The organism is Giesbergeria sinuosa (genome assembly GCF_042652905.1).
GTDB classification, from domain to species: Bacteria; Pseudomonadota; Gammaproteobacteria; order Burkholderiales; family Burkholderiaceae_C; genus Simplicispira; species Simplicispira sinuosa.
This window is the reverse complement of sequence record NZ_JBHSHJ010000001.1, coordinates 301,748-322,146: the sequence shown is the minus strand read 5'-3', so window position 1 is coordinate 322,146 and position 20,399 is coordinate 301,748. Positions and strand designations below refer to the sequence as shown.

At 58.3% G+C, this 20,399-nt stretch carries 17 protein-coding genes and 2 pseudogenes; 12 read left to right on the top strand and 7 right to left on the bottom strand.

Annotated elements, in window-relative coordinates:
• Nucleotides 1-4: 4 nt before the first annotated feature.
• Both hypB and ACFO6X_RS01420 read right to left on the bottom strand, forming a co-directional pair.
• On the bottom strand, nucleotides 5-844 hold the full coding sequence (gene hypB / locus ACFO6X_RS01425) for a hydrogenase nickel incorporation protein HypB (RefSeq protein ID WP_382429304.1): 840 nt from the start codon (nucleotides 842-844) through the stop codon (nucleotides 5-7).
• A gap of 20 nt (nucleotides 845-864) precedes the next feature.
• The gene (locus ACFO6X_RS01420) at nucleotides 865-1,209 is read right to left on the bottom strand and encodes a hydrogenase maturation nickel metallochaperone HypA/HybF (RefSeq protein ID WP_382429302.1); all 345 of its coding nucleotides are present in this window, start codon (nucleotides 1,207-1,209) and stop codon (nucleotides 865-867) included.
• 106 nt (nucleotides 1,210-1,315) lie between these two features.
• Between ACFO6X_RS01420 and ACFO6X_RS01415 the strand changes: the two genes are divergently transcribed.
• From ACFO6X_RS01415 to prmC, 9 genes are all read left to right on the top strand, one after another.
• The gene (locus ACFO6X_RS01415; RefSeq protein ID WP_382429300.1) at nucleotides 1,316-3,121 is read left to right on the top strand and encodes an NAD(P)H-dependent oxidoreductase subunit E; all 1,806 of its coding nucleotides are present in this window, start codon (nucleotides 1,316-1,318) and stop codon (nucleotides 3,119-3,121) included.
• Nucleotides 3,118-3,840: a 2Fe-2S iron-sulfur cluster-binding protein gene (locus tag ACFO6X_RS01410; protein WP_382429298.1), complete on the top strand. Its 723-nt coding sequence runs from the start codon at nucleotides 3,118-3,120 to the stop codon at nucleotides 3,838-3,840. Before ACFO6X_RS01415 ends, ACFO6X_RS01410 begins: the two co-directional genes overlap by 4 nt.
• A complete protein-coding gene (locus tag ACFO6X_RS01405; RefSeq protein WP_382429296.1) occupies nucleotides 3,840-4,385 on the top strand; it encodes an NADH-quinone oxidoreductase subunit B family protein in 546 nt (181 codons plus the stop codon). The genes ACFO6X_RS01410 and ACFO6X_RS01405 overlap by 1 nt, the downstream gene beginning before the upstream one ends.
• 32 nt (nucleotides 4,386-4,417) lie before the next feature.
• Nucleotides 4,418-5,884 (top strand): Ni/Fe hydrogenase subunit alpha, encoded by a 1,467-nt coding sequence (locus ACFO6X_RS01400; RefSeq protein WP_382429294.1) that lies wholly within the window; start codon nucleotides 4,418-4,420, stop codon nucleotides 5,882-5,884.
• A gap of 8 nt (nucleotides 5,885-5,892) precedes the next feature.
• Complete coding sequence (locus ACFO6X_RS01395; RefSeq protein WP_382429292.1) at nucleotides 5,893-6,345, top strand: hydrogenase maturation protease; 453 nt, start codon at nucleotides 5,893-5,895, stop codon at nucleotides 6,343-6,345.
• A gap of 34 nt (nucleotides 6,346-6,379) precedes the next feature.
• Nucleotides 6,380-6,982: a HupE/UreJ family protein gene (locus ACFO6X_RS01390; protein ID WP_382429290.1), complete on the top strand. Its 603-nt coding sequence runs from the start codon at nucleotides 6,380-6,382 to the stop codon at nucleotides 6,980-6,982.
• An 80-nt stretch (nucleotides 6,983-7,062) separates the two neighbouring features.
• Nucleotides 7,063-8,364 (top strand): glutamyl-tRNA reductase, encoded by a 1,302-nt coding sequence (hemA, locus tag ACFO6X_RS01385; protein WP_382429288.1) that lies wholly within the window; start codon nucleotides 7,063-7,065, stop codon nucleotides 8,362-8,364.
• 76 nt (nucleotides 8,365-8,440) lie between these two features.
• On the top strand, nucleotides 8,441-9,529 hold the full coding sequence (gene prfA / locus ACFO6X_RS01380; RefSeq protein ID WP_382429286.1) for a peptide chain release factor 1: 1,089 nt from the start codon (nucleotides 8,441-8,443) through the stop codon (nucleotides 9,527-9,529).
• Between the two features lie 8 nt (nucleotides 9,530-9,537).
• Nucleotides 9,538-10,380 (top strand): peptide chain release factor N(5)-glutamine methyltransferase, encoded by an 843-nt coding sequence (gene prmC, locus ACFO6X_RS01375; RefSeq protein ID WP_382429284.1) that lies wholly within the window; start codon nucleotides 9,538-9,540, stop codon nucleotides 10,378-10,380.
• Nucleotides 10,381-10,398: 18 nt separating this feature from the next.
• On the opposite strand, the gene ACFO6X_RS01370 is transcribed toward prmC, so the two are convergent.
• From ACFO6X_RS01370 to ACFO6X_RS01355, 4 genes and pseudogenes are all read right to left on the bottom strand, one after another.
• Nucleotides 10,399-11,514 carry an ABC transporter substrate-binding protein gene (locus tag ACFO6X_RS01370; RefSeq protein ID WP_382429282.1) on the bottom strand — a complete coding sequence of 372 codons (1,116 nt, stop codon included), beginning with the start codon at nucleotides 11,512-11,514 and terminating at the stop codon, nucleotides 10,399-10,401.
• 124 nt (nucleotides 11,515-11,638) lie between these two features.
• Nucleotides 11,639-11,860, bottom strand: a pseudogene (gene tnpA / locus ACFO6X_RS01365) (IS200/IS605 family transposase); the annotation flags it as partial.
• A gap of 407 nt (nucleotides 11,861-12,267) precedes the next feature.
• Nucleotides 12,268-12,795 (bottom strand): beta/gamma crystallin domain-containing protein, encoded by a 528-nt coding sequence (locus ACFO6X_RS01360; RefSeq protein WP_382429280.1) that lies wholly within the window; start codon nucleotides 12,793-12,795, stop codon nucleotides 12,268-12,270.
• A gap of 263 nt (nucleotides 12,796-13,058) precedes the next feature.
• Nucleotides 13,059-13,406 (bottom strand): annotated as a pseudogene (locus ACFO6X_RS01355) (transposase); the annotation flags it as partial.
• 9 nt (nucleotides 13,407-13,415) lie between these two features.
• On the opposite strand from ACFO6X_RS01355, the gene ACFO6X_RS01350 reads away from it, so the two are divergent.
• The 3 genes from ACFO6X_RS01350 (at nucleotide 13,416) to paeA (ending at nucleotide 18,113) form a co-directional block, all read left to right on the top strand.
• Nucleotides 13,416-16,259, top strand: coding sequence for an ATP-binding protein (locus ACFO6X_RS01350; protein ID WP_382429278.1), 2,844 nt, complete (start codon nucleotides 13,416-13,418; stop codon nucleotides 16,257-16,259).
• Nucleotides 16,260-16,341: 82 nt separating this feature from the next.
• Nucleotides 16,342-16,662, top strand: coding sequence for a Grx4 family monothiol glutaredoxin (gene grxD / locus ACFO6X_RS01345; RefSeq protein ID WP_382429276.1), 321 nt, complete (start codon nucleotides 16,342-16,344; stop codon nucleotides 16,660-16,662).
• Between the two features lie 122 nt (nucleotides 16,663-16,784).
• Nucleotides 16,785-18,113, top strand: coding sequence for a polyamine export protein PaeA (gene paeA, locus ACFO6X_RS01340; RefSeq protein WP_382429274.1), 1,329 nt, complete (start codon nucleotides 16,785-16,787; stop codon nucleotides 18,111-18,113).
• Here paeA and ACFO6X_RS01335 read toward each other — a convergent pair.
• Complete coding sequence (locus ACFO6X_RS01335; protein WP_382429272.1) at nucleotides 18,089-20,383, bottom strand: CHAT domain-containing protein; 2,295 nt, start codon at nucleotides 20,381-20,383, stop codon at nucleotides 18,089-18,091. The two genes, paeA and ACFO6X_RS01335, sit on opposite strands and share 25 nt — an antisense overlap.
• Between the last annotated feature and the right edge of the window lie 16 nt (nucleotides 20,384-20,399).

Below are 20,399 nucleotides of genomic sequence, written 5' to 3'. Positions count from 1 at the left end.
CGCTTTAAGCTAGGCTTGAGGCAGCCGCAGCCCGCCCACCACCCAAGGCGGCAGCAATCACTTGGCACGCTTGCGCTTGCTGTTGCAGCCAAGCCAGCCATTCATCCATGCCTTCGCCGCTGGTGGCCGACAACCGAATAATGCGGATGGCCGGATGCACTTGGCGTGCATAGGCTTCGGCTTGGGCCACATCAAAATTCAAATGGGGCAGTAAATCGCATTTGTTCAGCAGCATCACATCGGCGGCGCGGAACATATCAGGGTATTTGAGCGGCTTGTCCTCGCCTTCGGTCACGGACAACACCACCACCTTGTGGGCTTCGCCCAAGTCAAACGCCGCTGGGCAGACTAAGTTGCCGACGTTTTCAATCAACAGCAGGCCACCCGCTGCCAAGGGCAAAGCGGGCAAGGCATCGGCCACCATCGTGGCATCCAAATGGCAGCCCTTGCCAGTGTTGATTTGGCTGGCTGGTGCGCCAGTGGCGCGGATGCGCTGGGCATCCAAGCTGGTTTGTTGGTCGCCCTCAATCACCGCTACGGGCCATTGACCGGCCAGCCGCTCAATCGTTTTGACCAGCAGGGTGGTCTTGCCCGAGCCGGGGCTAGAGACCAAATTGAGCGCCAACACCCCGGCTTGGGTAAAAAGCTGCCGATTCGCTGCCGCTTGGGCATTGTTACGCGCCAGCAAATCTTGCTCCACCGCCACCCGGCGCACCCGTTCAGCCTCGGGGGCGGTGCTATGGCTGTGCGTGTGGCAACCCTCCACAGCATGGTGATGATGGTGGTGTCCGTGGTGGTGCTCTATCGTGGCGCCATCGCCATCACAACCGCAAGTGCTGCACATAGATAGGTTTTCCTTCCGGTTTAATCCACAACATCCAAATCCCGAAGCTGCATTTGCGTGCCCGCCACAGCGGTTAAGGGGTGGGCTTGGCAGGCGGGGCAGCACTCGTATAAGGTAGGCATGGCGGCGTGGTTACCACAACCGGGACACACACCTGCGCCGGGCACATATCGTAGTGCCAACTTAGCCCCTTCGGCGCAAGTGCCCGCACTGGCCGAAGTGAAGGCAAACTCCAACGCCCGAGGCTCCACACAGGCCAGTTCACCCACATCCAGATGCACCACGCACACGCGGCGAAACCCCTCGCGCTGTTGCGTGGCTTCTATCAGCTGCACCATGCTTTCGGCCAAAGACAATTCATGCATGGCGTTGACCTTCGTTGTTTTGCCCCTGATTGTGCAAGCGGGTTTACCCATGCCCCCCAAAAGCCCCAATCTGCGGTAGATTGCAGCCATAGCGCAGGAGGTTGCATTGACCGCAAATCTTGACTCCATTCTCGAACGGCATGGGCGTGATGGCACTCGTTTGGTGCAAATTTTGCGCGAGGTGCAAGATGCTTTGGGTTGGCTGTCGCCGCAAACCCTGAGCTACATTGCCGATGGCGTTGGCTGGCCCCGAGCGCGGGTAGAAAGCACGGCGGGCTTTTACAGCTTCTTCCACACCCGGCCTTTGGGTGAGTACCGCATCCTATTCTCCGACAACATCACCGACCGAATGTTGGACAGCCGCGACCTGATGCGTGCGCTGTGCCAAAAACTCTGGCTCGAGCCGGGCCATGTGTCCGAAGATGGGCTGGTCAGTGTCGACACCACCTCTTGTACCGGCCTGTGTGACCAAGGCCCAGCGGTGTTGGCCAATTACCGCGCCCTGACCCACATGACGCTAGAGCGCATCGACCAAATGGCGCACCTGATTCGGCGGCGCGTGCCGGTAGGTGATTGGCCGCCCGAATGGTTCCACGTAGAAGACAACATCCGCCGCCGCGATGTGTTGCTCGGCAGCAGCTTGCAGCCGGGCGAGGCGCTGGCAGCCGCTTTAGCGCGTGGCCCATCCGGCCTGCTGGCCGAGATTGAACGCTCCGGCCTGCGTGGCCGTGGTGGTGCCGGGTTTGGCAGCGACATCAAATGGCGCTCGTGCCGTGATGCGTGGGGCGATGCACACTATGTGGTCTGCAATGCCGACGAGGGCGAACCCGGCACCTTCAAAGACCGGGTGCTGCTCAGCTCCTATTTTGACTTGGTGGTCGATGGCATGTGCATTGCCGGTATGGCGATAGGGGCCAACCAAGGGCTGATTTACCTGCGCGGTGAATACCGCTTCTTGCTCGAAAAGCTAGAAACCCGGCTAGAGCAGCGGCGTGAGGCCGGACTGCTCGGGCGTAACATTTTGGGTAAGGGCTTTAGCTTTGATATTGACATCCATGTGGGCGCGGGTGCTTACATTTGTGGCGAAGAGTCGGCGCTGATTGAATCGCTTGAAGGCAAACCCGGCAAGCCGCGCATTCGCCCCCCCTTCCCGGTCACGCATGGTTATTTGGGCCAGCCCACCACGGTAAACAATGTCGAAACGCTGGCCTTGGCCTCGTTGATTGCCGTGCAGGGTGGTGAATGGTTCCGTGCCATTGGCACCCCGGCCTCTACCGGCACCAAATTGCTCTCGGTATCGGGCGATGTCGAGCGCCCCGGCATTTACGAGTACCCGTTTGGGGTCACGATTGCCGAAATTTTGGCCGATTGTGGCGCGCGCGATACCCAAGCCGTCACCAGTGCTGGGGCCGCCGGGCATTGCTTGGCAGCCGACGAATTTGGCCGCCACATTGCCTTTGAAGATGTAGCTACCGGCGGCTCCATCATGGTGTTTGACCAGCGGCGCGATATTTTTGATGTGGCGCAAAATTTTGCCCAGTTCTTTGCCCACGAAAGTTGCGGCTTCTGCACCCCCTGCCGCGTCGGCACGGCGGTGAATGTGCGGCTGCTGAACAAGCTGGCCAACGACCACGGCTCGCCTTACGATTTGGACGAGATGCAGCGTATGTACCGCCTGATGCAAGGGGCCAGCCATTGCGGCTTGGGCAACACCGCCACCATTGCGCTGCAAGACATGCTGCACAAGTTCCGCCCGGCGTTTGAGCGCCGCTTGCATTCGCCCGAGTACGAACCCGCGTTTGATTTGGACGCAGCCTTGTCGCAAGCGCGGCGCATGACGGCCCGTGACGATGCCGAAGCCCACCTGAGCGACAACCTCAGCGCCCACCTTTCCAGCGAGCCACAGCCATGAACCACACCTTTCTGCTCGACGGCGAGGAAGTGCCGTTTGCCTCCGGCCAAACGCTGATGCAAGCCGCCACCACGGCAGGCAAATACATCCCACACCTGTGCTGGCACCCCGATTTCACAGCGCATGGCTCGTGCAAGCTGTGTACCGTCAAAGTGGGCGGGCGCTTCACCACCGCTTGTACCACCCGGGCCACGGCGGGTATGGAAGTGGACAACCAAACCGACGAATTGCGCGACAAACGCCGCACGCTGCTGCAACTGCTGTTTGTCGAGGGCAACCACTTTTGCCCCTCGTGTGAGAAAAGCGGCAACTGCGTGCTGCAAGCCACGGCCTATGAAATGGGCATGCTGACCCCGCATTTTGACCATTTCTACCCCGACCGCCCGGTCGATGCCTCGCACCCTGAGGTGCTGCTGGACTTCAACCGTTGCATCATGTGCGAGCTGTGCGTGCGTGCCAGCCACGAAGTGGATGGCAAAAACGTGTTTGCCCTGTCGGGGCGCGGCGTGCAATCGCACCTGATTGTGAATAGCGAATCGGGCCAATTGGCCGACACCGACTTTGCCGCCACCGACCGCGCCGCCCACGTTTGCCCCGTGGGCGTGATTTTGCCCAAGAAGGTCGGCTTTGCCGTGCCCATCGGCCAGCGCACCTACGATGCCCAGCCCATCAGCGCCAGCGTGGCCGCCACAGCCCCAACGGCGGAGGAGAAACCCTAATGGCCGCCGCTAAACTCAAAGTTGCCACGGTATCGCTGGCGGGCTGTTTTGGCTGCCACATGTCCTTTTTAGACATCGACGAGCGCCTGCTACCGTTGCTCGAATTGGTCGAGTTTGACCGCTCCCCCATCACCGACATCAAACACTGTGGCCCTTGCGATATTGGCCTGATTGAGGGCGGCATCTGCAACGCCGAAAACGTGCATGTGCTGCGCGAGTTTCGCGACAACTGCAAAATTTTGGTGGCAATGGGGGCTTGTGCCGTCAATGGGGGCTTGCCAGCGCAACGCAACCACCTGCCCCTGAGCGATATTTTGCAAGAGGTCTACCGCACCGGGCACGGCTTAGCCCCCGGCAGCCGCATCCCCAACGACCCCGAATTGCCCTTGCCGCTCAACCAAGTGCATCCGGTGCATGAAATCGTCAAGATTGACTACTTTTTGCCCGGCTGCCCACCTTCGGGCGATGCCATTTGGTCGTTCCTCAACGATCTGATAGCAGGCAAAGAGCCTACCTTGGGCCACGGCCTGCTGCACTACGACTGAGCCTTTGCCGCCCACCGCCACCGAGAACCGCCATGAGCTTTGAACTCGAAACTGCCTCTGTTGCCAGCGAATCTTTGCGCCGTGTGGCGATTGACCCGGTCTCTCGCGTTGAGGGGCACGGCAAAGTCACCCTGCTGCTGGATGAAAACAACAAGGTGCATCAGGTACGGCTGCACATTGTCGAGTTTCGCGGCTTTGAGCGTTTCATCCAAGGGCGGCCCTATTGGGAAGTGCCGGTGATGGTGCAACGCCTGTGCGGTATTTGCCCGGTGTCGCACCATTTGGCCGCCAGCAAGGCGCTGGATGTGATTGTCGGGGCCAAGCAGCTCACGCCCACCGCAGAAAAAATGCGCCGCTTGATGCACTACGGCCAGATACTGCAATCGCACGCGCTGCACTTCTTTCACCTCTCGTCGCCCGACCTGCTGTTTGGCTTTGACTCCGAAGTAGCGCAGCGCAACATTGTGGGCGTGGCCGCCAAATACCCCGACATTGCCAAACAAGGCATTTTGCTGCGCAAATACGGCCAAGAGGTGATTCGCCTGACGGCAGGCAAGCGCGTGCATGGCACCGGCTCTGTGCCCGGCGGTGTCAACCGCTCTTTGACCGGGGCCGAGCGCCAAGAACTGCTCAAAGACAGCTACCAGATGATTGCCTGGAGCCGCGAGGCCGTCAAAATCATTAAGGAGTTGCACCAGCAAAATCCGGCGCTGTATGACCAGTTTGGCAGCTTCCGCTCCCATTTCATGGGGCTGGTCGCGCCCAATGGGGATTTAGACCTGTACCACGGTGGCCTGCGCGCTAAAAATGCCGAAGGCCAGATTCTGTTTGACCATGTGGACTACCAAACCTACGACCGCCTCATCACCGAGGAAGTCAAGCCGTGGAGCTACATGAAGTTCCCCTACCTGACCCAACTCGGCCCCGAGCAGGGTTGGTATCGGGTGGGGCCATTAGCGCGGGTGCAAACCTGCGACCACATTCCCACCCCCTTTGCCGAGCATGAACGGCGCGAGTTGGCTGCCTATGCGGGTAGCGAGCCGATGCACGCCTCCCTGGGCTACCACTGGGCGCGCATGATCGAGATGTTGTTTGCCGCCGAAATGATCAAAGAGTTGCTGCACGACGACGACATCGAAGGCAGTGATTTGCTAGTGACCGGCCAGCGCCAGCGCGAAGGGGTGGGCGTGATTGAAGCACCCCGTGGCACGCTGTTCCACCACTACCAAGTCGATGAGAACGATTTGGTCACGATGGCAAACCTTATCGTTTCGACCACCAACAACAACCACGCCATGAACACCGCCGTACGCGAGGTGGCCAAAAAGTATCTTGACGGTCAACAGATCACCGAAGGGCTGCTCAACCATATCGAAGTGGCGATTCGCGCTTACGACCCCTGCCTGTCTTGTGCCACCCATGCGCTGGGCAAAATGCCGCTGGAGGTGGTGCTGCTGGATGCCCAAGGGCGCGAGTTAGACCGCCAATATAAGGCCTAAGCCTGCCCATGCCTGCCAATACCTTGGTTTTTGCGTGGGGCAACCCCAGCCGGGGCGATGATGCCTTGGGCCCACTGTTTGCCGAAGCCGTGCAAGCCATGAATTTACCGCAGGTAGAGTGCCTGACGGATTTTCAGTTGCAGATAGAACACAGCTTGGATTTGTTGGGGCGGCAGCGCATTTTGTTTGTTGATGCTTCTTGTGGCGTGTCGGATGGCGTGCAGCCACCCTTCCGTTGTGCGCCCTTGCACCCAGCCCGTGATAGCAGCTACACCACCCATGCCATGAGCCCGGCGGCGCTATTGCAAGTCTTTACTGATGTGCAGGGCCATGCGCCACCCCCCAGTTGGCTTTTGGCGATTCCTGGCGAGAGTTGGGAGTTAGGCCAGCCCCCCAGTGCTACCGCGCAAACGCGCTTGGCCCAAGCACTGGATTGGGCCGCGCAGTGGTTACGCACCTAGCTGGCAACAATTTTTGATTCGGTGGAGTTTGAATATGGCATTTGTTTCTGTACCCCGCATCCGCACCCTTCTGCTGGCCGGGCTGGCCTTGGGGGTGGGCACAGCACAAGCGCATACCGGGCATGGCACCTCCGGGCTATGGACGGGTATGGTGCATCCACTGGGCCTAGACCACCTGCTGGCGATGGTGGCGGTGGGGGTCTGGTCGGTCTCGGTGCTGCCCCGGCAGCGGGCATGGTGGGGGCCAGCAGCTTTTTTGCTGGCACTGGTATTGGGGGCTGGCTTGGGCGCTTCGGGTTTGCTGCTGCCGGGGTTGGAGCATGGCATCGCTTTATCGGTGGTGCTGTTTGGGGCCATGCTGGTGCTGGCACGGCAGCCTTTGCCGCCGGGGGTGGGGCTGGGCTTGGTAGCCGCAGCGGCAGTGCTGCATGGCATGGCGCATGGCGCTGAAGCCCCAGACACCGGTTTTGGTGCTTATGCCTTGGGTTTTATGTTGACCACAGCAGCATTGCACTTTGGCGGCATGGCCTTGGGGCTGGCCCTGCGTTACCAAGCGGCCCGCTATCAGCACTGGGCGCTGGCCGGTCTGGGCAGCTTGTGCAGTGCGGCCGGGCTGTATCTGTTCAGCCATGTTTAATGGCCCATCCCACTGCCCAGCAATGCCAGTGGGATAAACACTGCTGGGAGCAATGGTAAAAATTTATAATCCCGGCCAATATGGCAGTCTGGGCTTTAGGCATCAACCACACCACCGCGCCGCTCGACCTGCGTGGCCGCTTTGCGTTTGCGCTCGACCAAATCGCCCCCACGCTGCATGGCTTGCGTCAGGCACTGGCCCCCGACAGCCCACAGCAGGGCATTGAGTCGGCCATTTTGTCCACCTGCAACCGCACCGAGATTTACTGTGCAGGCGACCCACGCGCCCTAGAGCGCACCTTTGGCTGGCTGGCCCACAGTGGTGGCGTCAACCCCGATGTGTTGCGTTCGCATTCTTATGTGCTGCAAAACGGCCCCGCAGCCCGCCATGCCTTTCGCGTGGCCAGCGGCCTGGATTCGATGGTGCTGGGCGAGCCGCAAATTTTGGGCCAAATGAAAAGTGCCGTGCGCGCCGCCGAAGACGCGGGCGCTTTAGGCTCCACGCTCAATCAACTGTTCCAGCGCAGCTTTGCCGTGGCCAAAGAGGTACGCACCTCAACCGAGATTGGCGCACACTCCATCAGCATGGCCGCCGCCGCAGTGCGCTTGGCCAGTCAGTTGTTTGAAGATTTAGCCCGCACCAAGGTGTTGTTTGTCGGTGCTGGTGAGATGATTGAGCTCACGGCCACGCACTTTGCCGCCCGTAGCCCACAAACCATCGCCATTGCCAACCGCACCCTAGAACGCGGCGAAAAGTTAGCCTCCCGCTTTGGTGGCGAGGTGATGCGCTTGGCCGATTTGCCCGAGCGCCTGCACGAGTTCGACATCGTGGTCAGTTGCACCGCCAGCAGCTTGCCCATCGTCGGTTTGGGTGCAGTAGAACGTGCCCTGAAAAAACGCCGCCACCGCCCCATGTTCATGGTCGATTTGGCCGTGCCGCGCGACATCGAGCCCGAAGTCAAGGCGCTGGAGGATGTCTACCTCTACACCGTGGATGACTTGGCCAGCGTGGTGCAAACCGCACAGGCCAACCGCCAAGCCGCCGTGGCCCAGGCCGAAGCCATCATCGATGCTGGGGTGCAAAGTTTTATGCACTGGCTGGACGAGCGCGACCCACAGCATGGTGTCGTGCCCCTGATCCAGCAAATCCACGCCCAAACCGAAGCATGGCAAGCGGCAGAAATTGCCCGTGCCCACAAGCGCCTGGCGCAAGGCGACGATGTCCAAACGGTGCTCGATGCACTGGCCAAAGGGCTGACCAACAAGCTCTTGCACGGCACTCTGGCCGAACTGCATGCAGGCGATGCAGCCACCCGGCAGCAAACGGCGCGCACCGTCTCGCGCCTGTTCCTGCGCCAACAGCAAAGCCCCGGTCGCCGTTAGCGTAGCCAATTAAGGCAGCCTATTTTTTTGCTACTGCCAGCGCCCCGTGGGCACTTGGCCTTCACGATTTCCCCCGATGAAACCTTTTTTGAGAAGCCAACTGGAGCGTTACGCCCAGCGCCTGGGCGAGCTAGACTTTTTGCTCTCGCGCGATGACATCATGGCCGATATGGCCCAATACCGCGTCCTGTCGCGCGAGCACGCCGAAGTCACCGCCATTGCGGGCCGCTACCGGCGCTACCTGCAACGCGAAAGCGATTTGGCCGGAGCACAAGACATGCTGGCCGACCCCGACATGGCCGAGATGGCACAAGAAGAAATCGCCAGCGCCAACGCCGAACTGGCGCAATTGGAAGATGAACTGCAACGCCTGCTGCTGCCCAAAGACCCCGACGATGGCCGCAACGCCTTTTTAGAAATCCGCGCCGGCACGGGGGGCGATGAATCGGCGCTGTTTGCCGGAGATTTGGCCCGCATGTATATGCGCTACGCTGCCAACGTGGGTTGGAAAGTCGAAACCGTGAGCGAAAACGCCGCCGAGTTAGGCGGCTACAAAGAAATCGTCTTGCGTATCGTGGGCGATCACGTCTATGGGGCGCTCAAATTTGAATCGGGCGGCCACCGGGTGCAGCGCGTGCCTGCCACCGAAACCCAAGGCCGCATCCACACCAGTGCCTGCACCGTGGCCGTGATGCCCGAACCCGACGAAACCGAAGCCATCAAGCTCAACCCGGCTGATTTACGCATCGACACCTTCCGCGCCAGCGGTGCGGGCGGCCAGCACATCAACAAAACCGACTCTGCCGTGCGCGTGGTGCATTTGCCCACCGGCATCGTGGCCGAATGCCAAGATGGCCGCAGCCAACACAGCAACAAAGCCAAAGCCTTGCAAGTGCTGCAAGCACGCATCCAAGAAAAAGAACGCAGCGAACGCGCCGCCAAAGAAGCCGCTTTACGCAAAGGCTTGATTGGCAGCGGCGACCGCAGCGACCGCATACGCACCTACAACTTCCCACAAGGCCGCCTGACAGATCATCGCATCAACCTGACGCTGTACAAACTGCTCTACGTGATGGAAGGCGATTTGGGCGATGTGCTGCAAGCCCTGCAACACGCCCACGAGGCCGAACAACTGGCCGAGCTCGAAGCCAACCAATTGGGTTAAACCGGGCCATGTCCGCTTTCGCCCCCACCACCGTAGCCGCCGCCCTGCGCCAAGCGCACACGGCTGGGCTGGCCCGCATCGATGCCCAGATGCTGCTGCTACACACTTTAGGCCGTCCACTGCATGACCGTGCTTGGCTGCTGGCCCACGATACCGACACCATGCCTACTGCAGCCAGTGCCGCATTTCTGGCCCTGTGCCAGCGCCGCGCAGCAGGTGAACCCGTGGCCTACCTCACTGGGGTGAAAGAGTTTTACGGCCTGCCCTTGCAGGTAGATTCACGCGTGTTAGACCCACGCCCCGATACCGAAACGTTGGTCGATTGGGCCTTAGAACGGCTGCAAGCGGTGCCAAGCCCCCAAGTGCTGGATTTGGGCACAGGCAGTGGCGCCATTGCTTTGGCACTGCAACAGCAGCGCCCCGATGCCCACGTGCTGGCGCTCGATGCCAGTGCCAATGCCTTGGCCGTGGCCCAAGCCAATGCCCAACGCTTGGGGCTGGCGGTGCGGTTTCAACACGGCCATTGGTTGCAAGGGGTGCAGGGGCATTTTGATGCCATCGTCTCCAACCCGCCCTATATCGCCAGCAGTGACCCCCATTTAGCCACCTTACAACACGAACCACTGCAAGCCTTGGCCAGTGGTCCCGATGGGCTCGATGACATCCGCGACATCGCCATCCAAGCCCCCGCACACCTCAAGCCCGGCGGTTGGCTACTGCTAGAGCATGGCTGGAACCAAGCCGCCAGCGTGCGCGCCCTGCTGACACAAGCAGGGCTGTGCCAAGTGCAATCGCGCTGCGACTTGGCGGGCATAGAGCGTTGCACTGGCGCCCAACGCCCACTCGGCTAAATTGGAAGGCTGGCTGGCTTACTTCACCTGCACGTAACGGCCACCGTGGATTTCGGTAAAAAACACCTTGCGTGCGGTATCGCCATTGGCATCAAAGGTGATTTGTTGCTGCAAACCTTGAAACGGATTGCTGCGCAGAGCGGCAGCCTTGAGTGTCTCGCCATGTTGGCGGTTTTTGAGTGCCGTCAATACCACCGTGGCCGCGTCATGGGCCGACACAGAACTGTAGCCCGGCATGCGTTGAAATCGTTTGAAATAGGCCTCTGTAAACTCTTGGAAACGTGGCGAAGTGTCATCACGGTCATAGTTCTGCACAATCAGCAACCCCTCCACCACCTCCCCGCCCAATTCCACCAATTGTTCTGTTGCGGCCCATTCGGCAGCACCAATGGGTAACTGTGGCGCTTGTTTGCGCGCCTGCTGTGCCAGCCGGGCAACATCCAATGCCCCAGAAATGAAGAACAGGCCATCGGGCTGGTGTTGCAGCAACTGATTCATCACCAACGCAAAGTCGGTGTCCGGCCCCGATTCGTATGGCACGGCACTCACTTTACCCCCCCCATGAACGGTGACGGCATGGCGGAACTCGGCCAACCACGACTCGGTAAAGTTACGATTGCGCAAATCATAGGCCACCCCAATGTGGCGCTGCCCCCGCTGCAACATGACCTTGGCATAGTCGTGTGCGTTGTCACTGGTGGTACGGTTGATGCGAAACAAGTTGTCATCCCGGCCATAAAAGGCCATCGACGTAATGGTAGGGCTGACCTGAAAAATACCCGCTTGGCCTGTGATGGGCACAATCACCTCGGCCATACTGCTCGTGAACGGCCCAATGATCGCTTCAACCTGGGCATCGACCAACTCCTGCGCCGATTGCGCAGCCACCTCTTTGGTCTGTGCATCGTCACGGGCCAACAAATCGACCATGCGGCCATCCAAGCCTCCGGCACGGTTGAACTGCTCCACCGCCAAAATGACGCCATTCAACCCCGCTTGACCATTGTCTGAATTGCGATCAGACAGGCCACCAATAAAACCCACCTTGACCGGAGGCTTAGGGCCGCAAGCTATCAACAGAAAGCTTGCCAACACCACCAAGCAAAGGCGCTGCAGCCTGACCATGAAAGACATATTCCCTCCGAAGGTAGGATTGAAATTTCATCAATTTCATCAATTTCATCAATTTTTCACCCAGTGCGCGGGAAGCCTCCGGGTTGAGCCCAGAGTGGAAAGCGCGGACACCGCAGGTGTCCTCATGGGGCGCTTGTTGCTCTTGAATGTACTGCCGAAGAATGTCAATTGGCGCACCACCGCAGCTTGAGGCAAAGTAGGACGGCGACCATAAAACGCCTCGCCGTTTAAGCTACGGATGGAAGTCCCCAAACTGTTGGCGCAGCAACCTCGACGAGACACCCTTGAGCGATGCAACCAGGTGGGACAGGGCCACCTTGGGCGGATAGTTAATCAGCAGATGTACTTGAGATCCTCTCTGGGCTCAACGCCAGAGATTCCTACTGCTAGACGGCGATGCCCCGGCGCGAGAATATTCAACAGTACCTCTCGATGTGCTTGTGGCAGGCGTTGTATGCAAGAACACAAGAAGCTATCAGAACACTGGCAGCCAGTAGAAACATCAAAGGCCCAATGTATCCTCGAAGCAGAGTGTGTAAGACTCCTCCAGAATTGAGACTGTCTACAAGACTAGAGCCAATCAGTGCGATAACCAACGAGAAGACTGATCCACCCGCCAATATCAGTTTGGCTGGCCAGCACACCTCCAGCACGGAGATGATGGCGAGGGATTTTTCTATGGAATGCACCTAGTAGATGTAGATGGGGTCGTCTCAGAATTCGGACACGACCCGTTCACGATCGTCGGGACTCCTACTTCCTGCCGCTGCTCTTCAGTATCTCGGCTGCAATCGCAGGTGAGGAAGCGTACACGTAGCACCCACCACCAGATTTGTTGCCGCCACCCTTCATGCAACCATCCAAAGCTACGCACTGGTCGACGGTTTTGACATCTTTTGCAAAGCCGCCGTTCTTTGTCCACTTCGACCAGTCTTTACTGTCTTGGTAGTAGCAGCCGTGGTTGGGGCTGGAGACGATCTCAATATTGCTGACGCCAAAGTTATCTGGAACTTTCGCCAAATCCTTAGTGAGTACCTCTACTTTGCCCCTGCTTTTATCGTGCTCATACAATTTTACGTTCCAACCGTCCGGCACCTTGACAGACTTTATCTTGTCATTCCAAGGAGCGCCTGCTCCGCCAGAAGACCAGTTGTTATCGGAAATCTGAAGGCTTTCGCCTTGGAAGTTTGGCTGGGTAAACACAGTGATTTGTGCATGGGCGCAACTCAATGTAGCACCCAATGAACCCGCCACCAATATTGCTCGCATATGACGCAGCATTCCAATTCCTCTTCAATTTTTTGCCTACTCTTACGTTTTTCGGCGGACACGTCACGAAAGAGTAGCACCCTTAAAAAATACAACAATGTATTTTTTGCATTTGCAAAAAATCCTGCAAACCCGCGCAAGAAACAATACAGCCTTTGGTGGGCAGCAAGGGCGACAGCTATGACAATGCCCTGGCCGAGACCACCAACGGCCTGTACAAGGGGCGCTGTTGCATAAATCAATTTTGGAACGTGCTACTCCTATCCCAACCGTATCTATGCCACGGCCACCGTCTGAGGACAGCCCAGTTCAGTAAATTTGTTCAAAATGGCTGCCCGGATATGCAGCTCATTGACCTGGCGCTCGAAGGTGCTTGACATCACACGCTCACCCAGTCGTTTGATACAGTGCATCTTGGTTTCCACCAAACTTCGTCGGTGGTCACCGCTCCAGACTTTCCATATCTTGCACCCCAATCGCCAGCATGCGCCAACGGCCTCATTGCGATATGCGAAAGCAGCCCCTGTGCGAATTCGAGCATTCTTGCGAGGAGGAACCATCGGGACGGCACCACGCTGCATCACCGCTTCGTAGACAGATCGTGTGTCATAAGCACCATCACCATTTCATTTATGCCTCCACCTGTTCTGAGTCCGTCAGCACCTGCTCCGTTGCCTGCCAGCGTCCCGTTACCCATCGTGGCACGCTGGCAACAGGCCTGGAATGGCTCGTTGCGCTTTCGGCTATTGGCATTGGGGTTGATGCCGCTGCTGGTGGTGTTTCCCATCGTCATTGGCGTGCTGGTCTTGTTGGGGGGTGAGCGTGCCAACCACCTGCTGCTGTCAAATTTGCGCGGCAACCTGGCCAGTAGCCGCAACTACCTCGATCAGGTCAAAACCGATGTGGGTCTACGGGTAGAGCAGTTGGTGCATACCGAGCGGCTCAACCAATTGCTCAGTCAACGGGCACCTGCCGAAGATATCAATGAAGCCCTGAGCACAGCAGCCAAAGGGGGCGGACTGGACTTTTTGCTCATTGCCCAAGCCGATGGCACAGTCGTAGGGTCGAGCACTGGGCTGCACAAAGGCAGTCGTTTGCCACCGTCGTATGTCATTCGTCAAGCCCAGATCGGGGTGGCCAATGTGGCCTACGAACGCTTTGAACTGGCAGAGTTGGCGGCTTTCTCGCCCTTGTTTCCCGAACGTATCCAATCGCCACCTCCACCGTCACCCCATCAAGGCACCGCCGTACGCGGCTTGTTGATCAATGCTGCCGCGCATTTTCCGTTGGCAGTCAATAGCCCAGATGTGATGTTGGTCGGTGGCATTTTGCTCAACCAAAATGCCTCGCTGATTGAGCACATGCGGGAATTGATTTTCCCAGTGGGCACCCTGCCCGATGATGCCGAGGGCATGGCCGCCATCTTTGTAGATGGTGTCCGTATTGCCATCAGCCGCCAGCGTCAACGCGGCATGCAACACATAGACCCTTTGGTCAGTCCAGAGATCCGGCAAACGGTGTTAGAGCAAGGCGAACGTTGGCTGGGCAAGGCCTGGCTGGCAGATCAATTGCACCTCACAGGGTATGAGGCCATCCGCGATGGGCATGGGCAACGCATTGGCATGTTGGCCGTGGCCTTTCCCTACGATCCTTATCTGCGGGTCATGGGGGTATTGTTGGTGCTGGTAGCCGGTTTAATGGCACTGGCCATGTTGGCACTGTCCATGCTGTTTCTGCGCGCGGGGCATGAATTGACCACCCGCCTGCGCGCCATCAGCAGCACTATGGTGGCGATTGGTCAGGGCAATCGCACCGCACGGGTCGGCACCCCCCAATACGAGGACGAACTCGGACAACTGATGCGGCATTTTGACGCTTTGCTAGACACCATTGCCCGCCAAGATGCCCAGCAACAAACTGCCCAACGTCACATAGTGGAGGAGGCTTCGCGTCGGCGGGCCTTGTTCGAACATGAGCGCGACGGGGTACTGATCCTGAATCCCGATGGCAGTGTGTTCGAAGCCAACCCGCGATCGGCGGCCCTGCTCGGCTACAGCACCACCGAGATGCAGCAAATGCACCTGCACGATTGGGATGCCCATTACAGCCGCACCGAACTCACCGCCTTGTTAGATGAAGTCCGTGAAAATGGGCGCTTTCTAGAAACCATTCTGCGCTGCAAAGACGGCAGTACCTTCCCGGCAGAATTGAGCATGAGTCGGGCTTATTGGAGCGACAAAACTTTTGTGCTGGTGCTGCTGCGCGACATTACCGAGCGCCATGCCATCCAGACGGAACTAGAGCTGTATCGGCTCGATCTGGAGCGGCTGGTGGTACAGCGCACCAAAGAATTGCAAGACCGCTCAGAACAACTCAACACCATTTTCGCACTCAGCCCCGATGGCTTTGTTCTATTCAATCGACGCCTGAAAGTGGCCTTTGCCAACCGGGCTTTTCTGCACATGCTGGGGCTGGAGTCTGAACAGGTGATCGGGCTGGATGAGAATGACTTCTCCATGCTGCTGGCACGCAAGTCTTTGGCCCAAGCAAGCTTTCCCGGTGTTGCGGCCCTGCGTGCCACCCACAAAAAGAAGCGCCAGCCAACCGATACGCCCGCCCCCAATGCGCATGAACAACGCCAGCTCTTTGAATTGGCCGCCCCTGCCAGTCGGGTGATTGAGGTATTGATCCGCATGTCCGAAACGGCCACGGTGTCGCAGATTCTGTATTTCCGTGACGTCACCCACGAAACCGAGGTCGATCGGATGAAAAGTGAGTTTTTGTCTACCGCAGCCCACGAGTTGCGCACACCTATGGCCAGCATCTATGGCTATGTCGAACTGCTGCGCATGCGCGAATTTGATGCGCCCAAACGCAACCAGCTGCTAGACACCGTTTCGCGCCAATCGGAGCTGATGTCCTCCATCATCAATGAGCTGCTAGATTTGGCCCGTATCGAGTCACGCCGGGGCAAAGATTTTGTGCTGGAGCGGGTAGCGTTGCAGGACGTATTGGCTGAAGTGGTAGCCGGTTACAAACCACCACAAGACCGCCACGCCCCCACACTCCCACCCAGCGATATGCCACTGTGGGTGCAAATTGACCGCAAAAAGCTACAGCAGGCGCTGCTCAATATCTTGTCCAATGCCTACAAATATTCGCCACAAGGGGGCCAGGTACAACTGCATTACTGCCATGCCGACACCGAAGGGCAGGGCCAGCAAGTGGGTGTGCGGGTGCAGGATGAGGGCATTGGCATGACCCCTGAACAGCTCCACCGGGTTTGTGAACGCTTCTATCGGGCCGATGCATCAGGACAAATTCCTGGCACGGGGCTGGGCATGAGCATCGTCAAAGAAATTGTGGAACTCAGTGGCGGTCACTTGCAGATTGAAAGCACACTGAATGTTGGCACTGCGGTCACCCTGTGGTTGCCCGTGGCTGCGCCGCTGCCTGAAACCACACCGCTAGTATGACCAGCCCATGCCCTCCGTACTATTGGCCGAGCAACAGTGAAATAATCGCGCATCTTTTAGCCGATACAGAGAAACCTTTCCCATGAGCGACACCCAACAACGCATCGATACCCTGGTCAAATCCAGCAACGTTCTACTGTTCATGAAAGGCACCGCCAGCTTTCCGCAATGCGGCTTTTCAGGGCGTGCCATCCAAATTTTGAAAGCCTGTGGCGTAGACCCCAAAACGGTAGTCACCGTCAATGTGCTGGAAGATGACGCCATCCGCCAAGGCATCAAGGAATACAGCCACTGGCCCACCATTCCCCAGCTCTACATCAAGGGTGAATTTATTGGTGGCTCCGACATCATGATGGAGATGTACGAATCGGGCGAGTTGCAGCAAATTTTGGGTGCAGCCTGAGTTCTGGACGGGGCACACTGGGCCGTACTAGCCGCCTGCGGGCGGCTTCTTTGTTTTTGCCCAGGCAGCTACACTGGCACTGCGGCACACCCTCCGGCACATCCCGTGTTTCTGCCCCGAAGATGATCTACCACCTGCTGTTCATCGCTGCATTAATTGCCACCAGCGCATTTTTCTCTGCAGCCGAGATTTCTCTGGCGGCCTCGCGGCGCTTGCGGCTGCGCCAAATGGCCGATGATGGTGATGCCCGTGCGGCACGGGTGCTGCGCACCCAAGAGCAGCCGGGGGACTATTTCACGGTGGTACAGATCGGCCAAAATGCAGTCGCTATTTTGGGCGGTATTGTGGGCGAAGGGGCACTCAGCCCCTACCTGACAGATTTTTTTGGCTGGTGGTTGCCTATGCCAGCAGCGCAAACCGCCGGGTTCCTCAGCTCCTTTTTACTCATCACTTCGCTGTTCATCCTGTTGTCTGATCTGCTGCCCAAGCGTTTGGGCATGGCCGAGCCAGAGCGACTGGCCCTGCGCTTGCACCGGCCCATGCTGTTGTGGATGGCCCTGTTACGACCACTGGTCTGGTTCTATAGCCGCTGTGCCGATGCCTTGTTCAGGCTGCTGGGCTTGTCTTCTCTGCGTGATGATCGCATCACCTCCGACGATATTCTGGCCATGATGGAGGCAGGCACCAAAGCGGGCGTGCTGGCAGCCAGCGAACAACAAGTCATTACCAATGTGTTTGAGCTGGGCACCCGCATGGTCAGTAGCGCCATGTCGCAACGTGAACGCATTTCGTTTTTCCGCCGCGATGAGTCTGATGCTGTGATCCGGCTGCGCATTGCAGCAGAGCCTTTTTCCACCTATCCCGTGTGCGAGGGAGACATTGACCATGTGGTCGGCTACGTTGACGCCAAAGATTTGTTCCAGCGGGTGCTCAACAACCAGCCCATCTCGTTGCAAGACGACAGCTTGGTGCGCAAAGTACTCATCATGCCCGATCGGCTCACCTTGGCCGAAGTGTTGAGCCAATTCAGGCTGGCCCACGAAGATTTTGCTGTCATCGTCAACGAATACAGCTTGGTGGTGGGGGTGGTCACGCTCAACGATGTGATGAGCACCGTGATGGGCGATTTGGTCTCGCCCTTTGACGAAGAGCAAATTGTGCAACGCGATGCCGACTCTTGGCTCATTGACGGCATCACCCCCATCGGTGATGTATTGCGCGTACTCAACTTGGACGAACTGCCACACGCCGGGGATTATGAAACCTTGGCGGGTTTTTTGATGGTGATGCTGCGCCGCGTGCCTCGGCGCACCGACAGCGTCAGTTGTGCTGGCTACAAGTTCGAGGTGCTGGATGTAGACAGCTATCGTATCGATCAGGTGATGGTGTCACGTTTGGGCAGCACAGACAGTGCTGCCTTGCCGACTCAATCGCCAGAACCCGTCAGATAAAAGGCAGACCAATAAAACGGATGCGGATGGCGAAGGCGCAACCGATTTTGTGCATCGCGCAATGCCTTGGTTTTGCTCACACCTGCGGCTACCGCTTGATAGAAATCCTGCATCAGCTCTGCCGTAGTTTCATCATCAACTTCCCAAAGGCTTGCCACAATGTTGTGGGCACCCGAATACAGGAAGGCACGGGTCAGCCCCACCAAATCGTCACCACTCATGATGCGGCCCAAGCCCGTCTCGCAGGCCGACAACACCATCAGATCGGCACTAAAACGCAGGCCATAGAGCTCATTGACCGTGAGGGAACCATCGTCCTGTGCAGACTTGGCCAACAGCAACCGCGATGCCAGCGGGGTACTGGCGTTGAACTGACCATGCGATGCCACATGCACATACTTGTAATGCGGTGCCAGTTCTTTAAAGGCGGTCTCGGTGGCCGCAGCACGCAGCAGTAAAGTGCTTTGGGCCATGCCCTTGGCAATGTGGCGCGCTTCGGCATCGGCGCTGGGCAGGTCGAGCTTGGCATCGCCCAAATCCGGATTGCCAAAAACCAGCAACGGTTTGGTGGGCCGATGGGGGGCCATCGTCAGGTACAACAACACGCTGGAGCTGGGCAGCACACGCAAATGGGCCTTGGCTACCAAGGCATTGCTGCCATCGTGGAGCATAGAAAACGGCAGGTAATGCAGCACACCGTGCGGCACAATCAGCAAATCTTTGCCTGCCCAGTCTTGGTACATCGGAGCCAACAGCCGCTGGTAAAGCCTGCGGGCCAAGCCATTGACCGCTTCTTCCTGCTCCGTCATGGCTCGGCGCAAGGCGCGCACGTCTTCTTCCAGTCCGGCAGCCTCCAGTGCAAAGGCTTTGACCCCCTTGCCATCGGCCACAAAAGCCACCAAGCTGTCTTTGGAGCCATAAAACTCCAGCAGCACCTCATTAGGGCGCAAACGGCTCTGTATCGCCTGCAATGAGGCAGGAGCCACGGTCACCAAAGAGGCCAATGCCGGTCGGCGCTGGCGCAAATCGGTCGTGGTTTGGCTCCACTGGCTGCGGGTGCGCAGCCCTTGAGCAACATCAGTGGCCCCCTGCACCCTGATCTCGCTGTCCGCAGTTTCTAACCGAGCCAGCTCGCTGGCGGTATCTGGGCCAAACTCTTTTTTGGCAGCCAACAAATCCACCAAGGCACGCGACTTGGCCCGCTCGGCAATCTCCAGTGCCTCAGCCTGCTGCCCCACACGCAGGCTGGCTGTGACCAGCCGTGCATACACCGTCTGCTTATCGGTCACAAAACCGATTTTGTTGATTTCGGTCTGGATGGTGGCCCGTTGGCGCTCAATGATTTCAATGGCTTGGCGATAGTACCGAATCGCCTCTTCTATCTGGCCTTCTTGCTCGGCAATGCGACCACGGTCAAACAGCATCAACCAATAGATTTCGCCGTTGGCACTGGCTGCAGGAATGGCCAGCAGCCGATCCAGATCCGCCTTGGCCTCTGAAATGCGGCCCGTTTCAAGACGGCACTTGGCCAGCAGATAGCCGCGTGGCAAATCAGCCCACATCCAGTAGTTCAAGCCCTGGAAGGTAGCCCCACTGAACAAATTGTCTAAAAATCGGCGCAGTTTGAAATACCGATCGCCTTCCAAGAGAGTGGCGGCCTCGGCAAATCGGCCCAGCGCCGCCAAACTGCGGGCCACAGCAAACACCCGCACGGGAATGTAGTCATCAAACAGCGGAAAGGCGGTGGACATTTTTTCCAACCGTGGCAACAGCTTTTCTGCATCACTGCGCTCGCCATTCATCACTGCAGCCACAATGCGTGTGGACATGGCTTGCAACTCAAAGTCCCGATCATCAGAGCCTTCTTGGGCAATCCAGTCCATCACCGCCTTGGCCTGTGCCGCAGCCTCGGGATACAGGCCCAACTCCAGTTGGGCCTCGGCCCGCATCAGCCCAATGGCGGGCGTGGCATCATCCAAACCAAACAGGCGTGTGCGCCGATCCCCTTGAGCTACCTGCCGTGCCAATTGATCCAGACAGGCAAACAGACGGTCGTAGCGTTTGGTTTTGGAATAGGCAAAACAAAGCGCATGCCGATCACGCGTGCCCAAGGGGCGCTGGGCAGCCTCGGTCTCAAGCAAAGTTTCAAGTTGCGTATATTGCCCGTTGGCTGCAAGCTTGACCGTCTCTAAATCCAACCCCGCCTGTGCCGCACCCGCCACAGCAGCCAACCACCCAGCAGCCACGGCACGGCACAGACGAGATCGCATGGCCAACTCCGTGGGC

What these genes read in the sequence shown, in the direction of transcription:
- hypB (WP_382429304.1), bottom strand. Translation starts at nt 844, where the DNA reads ATGTGCAGCACTTGCGGTTGTGATGGCGATGGCGCCACGATAGAGCAC.
- ACFO6X_RS01420 (WP_382429302.1), bottom strand. Translation starts at nt 1,209, where the DNA reads ATGCATGAATTGTCTTTGGCCGAAAGCATGGTGCAGCTGATAGAAGCC.
- ACFO6X_RS01410 (WP_382429298.1), top strand. Translation starts at nt 3,118, where the DNA reads ATGAACCACACCTTTCTGCTCGACGGCGAGGAAGTGCCGTTTGCCTCC.
- ACFO6X_RS01405 (WP_382429296.1), top strand. Translation starts at nt 3,840, where the DNA reads ATGGCCGCCGCTAAACTCAAAGTTGCCACGGTATCGCTGGCGGGCTGT.
- ACFO6X_RS01400 (WP_382429294.1), top strand. Translation starts at nt 4,418, where the DNA reads ATGAGCTTTGAACTCGAAACTGCCTCTGTTGCCAGCGAATCTTTGCGC.
- ACFO6X_RS01395 (WP_382429292.1), top strand. Translation starts at nt 5,893, where the DNA reads ATGCCTGCCAATACCTTGGTTTTTGCGTGGGGCAACCCCAGCCGGGGC.
- ACFO6X_RS01390 (WP_382429290.1), top strand. Translation starts at nt 6,380, where the DNA reads ATGGCATTTGTTTCTGTACCCCGCATCCGCACCCTTCTGCTGGCCGGG.
- hemA (WP_382429288.1), top strand. Translation starts at nt 7,063, where the DNA reads ATGGCAGTCTGGGCTTTAGGCATCAACCACACCACCGCGCCGCTCGAC.
- prfA (WP_382429286.1), top strand. Translation starts at nt 8,441, where the DNA reads ATGAAACCTTTTTTGAGAAGCCAACTGGAGCGTTACGCCCAGCGCCTG.
- prmC (WP_382429284.1), top strand. Translation starts at nt 9,538, where the DNA reads ATGTCCGCTTTCGCCCCCACCACCGTAGCCGCCGCCCTGCGCCAAGCG.
- ACFO6X_RS01370 (WP_382429282.1), bottom strand. Translation starts at nt 11,514, where the DNA reads ATGTCTTTCATGGTCAGGCTGCAGCGCCTTTGCTTGGTGGTGTTGGCA.
- ACFO6X_RS01360 (WP_382429280.1), bottom strand. Translation starts at nt 12,795, where the DNA reads ATGCTGCGTCATATGCGAGCAATATTGGTGGCGGGTTCATTGGGTGCT.
- ACFO6X_RS01350 (WP_382429278.1), top strand. Translation starts at nt 13,416, where the DNA reads ATGCCTCCACCTGTTCTGAGTCCGTCAGCACCTGCTCCGTTGCCTGCC.
- grxD (WP_382429276.1), top strand. Translation starts at nt 16,342, where the DNA reads ATGAGCGACACCCAACAACGCATCGATACCCTGGTCAAATCCAGCAAC.
- paeA (WP_382429274.1), top strand. Translation starts at nt 16,785, where the DNA reads ATGATCTACCACCTGCTGTTCATCGCTGCATTAATTGCCACCAGCGCA.
- ACFO6X_RS01335 (WP_382429272.1), bottom strand. Translation starts at nt 20,383, where the DNA reads ATGCGATCTCGTCTGTGCCGTGCCGTGGCTGCTGGGTGGTTGGCTGCT.